1 protein-coding gene is annotated in these 2,887 nt (G+C 31.2%); it reads left to right on the top strand.

Features of this window, described 5'->3' with window-relative positions:
- Window positions 1-2,887 (top strand): hypothetical protein (locus U9R23_07125; GenBank protein ID MEA3476192.1); only part of this gene is annotated, 2,887 nt, incomplete at both ends.

Genomic DNA, 2,887 nt, shown 5'->3' with positions numbered 1-2,887 from the left:
TTCCATTAAATGCTTTAGAATTCGGTAAGAATAAAGTCAAATATGAAGATATTAATTGGTCAGTAATGGAGACCACTCATTTTGATATTTATTTTGAAAAGAATTTAGATTTCATTGGAAAGACAACAGCATTAATTATTGAAAATGCTTATTATAAATTGCAAGACCTATTTGAATATTCTATAGAAGATAGAGTTCCTGTAGTTATTTACAATTCTCATAATGAGTTTCAACAAACAAATATTGTCTATCAACTTATTGATGAAGGAGTCGGAGGATTTACAGAATTCATAAAAAATCGCGTGGTTGTCCCTTTTGATGGCTCATATAAAAGGTTTGAGTTAACAGTAATTCATGAGCTTACACATGTTTTTTGTTATTATGCTCTTCAAGGACGGGGTATTGAAAATTTTGCATCAGCAGTTTTTTTTGCTTTGCCCTTATGGCTTTCTGAAGGAATAGCTGAATTCTGTTCTATTCACGATTCATATTACAATGGTATGTTTATGTTAGATTTAGTTATAAATGATGAGATTGTCCCTCTTGATGAAGTTTATGGATATTACGCATATAGGGAAGGGGAATCGTTCTTATTGTTTCTTGAATCACAATTTGGTAAAAGAGGAATTATTGAATTTCTTTATAATTTCAAGATATATAAAAGTATAAATGAATCTGCAAAGAAAACATTCGGATATTCTATGGAAAGCCTTGAAGACCAATGGCGACTATATTTGATGAAAAAATATAGCAAGTTTATCATAAATAAGAGCTTACCCATAGAGCAATTTGGCAGAATCACTCATCATAAAAAAGGTGAAAACTCTATTAATATTGATCCAACTTTTTCTCCAGATGGAACCGACATTCTTTATATTTCTGATAAATCTTATAATATGAGTATTAATAAAATCTCTCCTCTTGGAATATATAAGAGCAAGAGACTAATTTCAAGTGGAGTTTCTGGCAGATTTGAGGATTTTCATTATATGAAAAGTTCTATCTCTTATTTTCCTGATGGCAAGAAGTTTGCATTCGTGGCAAAAACATCTAAAGGTGATGTCATCTCAATCTGTAGCTCAGAAACTGGTAAAGAGTTAGATAGAATAAGATTGGATTTTGATGCAATTTTTGAATTAGACGTCTCTCCTTCTGGTGATAAAATTGTGCTTGTGGGCTTGAAAGATGCTCAAAATGATTTGTATATCTACAATCTAAAAAGCAAAACTATTTCCCGTTTAACAGATGACTATTTTGATGATAGATATCCAAGATGGTCTTCTGACGGAAAAGAAATTTGCTTTTCTTCTGAAAGATTTGTTGATAAAGTTAGAGAGAAACCGGCCGACGAGTGGAAATATACTTTTTCTAATCTATTCTATAACATTTTTATTTATAATTTAGCTTCAGATGGCGTTCTTGCAGTAACTAATCAAAATTATGATAATCAATATCCAATCTGGAGCTCAGATAATAAGTATATTATTTTCACATCCTATAAAGATAGTATAGCTAATATTTATGCATATAATATGTCAAACGACAAATCAGGGGGATTTGCCCAGATCACCGATGTTTTGAGTGGTTGTTTTTCTCCTGATATAACCGAAGAAAATGATTATCTTGTTTTTTCTGCATTTTATAAAAAAGGCTGGGACCTTTACCTTTATAGCAACCCGTTGGATAGCCTTGAGTTTTATGAATATTCTCCATTAATGGAAACAGATAAGTTCTCATTCAAAAAATCTTTTGGCATTTCTGATTATAAACGGTTTTATAAAGCAAGTAAGCGAGGTTTTCCGAAAAAGAGAATTGTTTTTAATTCTGATTATTTGTCTAAAAAGGATAGTTTGGAGGACAAACCTGATACAACAAAAAATAGAGAACCAAAAATTGAAGATTACCATCTTCTTTTTACTCCAGACCTTATTTATGGTGGACTTGGATATTCTACGGGTTATGGTCTATCTGCCCAGCTATGGATTGCTTTAAGTGATATTTTGGGTAATCACCATATTCAAATTATGACTGATGTAAATCGTTCCATAGATGAAAGTAACATAATTGTTAATTATTATTATCTAAAAAAGCGGATTGATTATGGGATTAGCCTTTTCCATCTAATTGATAATTACTATTATTATAATTATTGGAGAGATCAGGATACTAACATATTGTATGATGGGCTTATAAAGGAAAGAAATATTGGAGCACAAACTCTGATAAGCTATCCTCTTGATAAATTCAATCGGTTTGATTTTTATAATATGTTAAGATTCTGGAGTATAGAAAAGTTTATATGGGATAATAATGATTGGCATGAAATGCCTTCATTTTCAGAAGAATCTACAATTTATACAACCGCATTGTTTTTCATACACGATACAGCACTTTGGGGTTTAACAGGTCCAATCAAAGGTTCCAGAATTAGTTTGGGAGGTGAAAAGAGTTTTGGCAAGCACTCTAATTATTTGGATTTTTATGGAGACTTTCGTAAATATATCCCACTTTCTAGAAAATATCAATTTGCTGCCCAACTCCAACTTGGTTCAAGCACAGGAAAGAACAAAGATGAATTTACTTTAGGTGGTTACTATAATTTAAGAGGATATCTTGATTATGAATATTATGGATATAATATGGCTGTTGGTAGTTTTGAATTTCGTTATCCATTTATAGAGGATTTAAAACTCGGATTCCCTTTGCCTATATGGATAAGAAATATTAGAGGAGCAGTTTTTACTGATATTGGAAATGTATGGGGTAAATATGATAGTCCAGCAGAACAAGAACATTCTGGTGCTACAAAATATTTTAAGTTAACTAAACTTAGCGATTTTAAAATGGGTTATGGATTCGGCACAAGAATGAATATGGGATATTTTGT

The sequence above is a fragment of the Candidatus Cloacimonadota bacterium genome, from assembly GCA_034722995.1.
GTDB lineage: Bacteria > Cloacimonadota > Cloacimonadia > JGIOTU-2 > JGIOTU-2 > JAGMCF01.
This window is presented reverse-complemented; position numbering and strand designations above follow the sequence as displayed.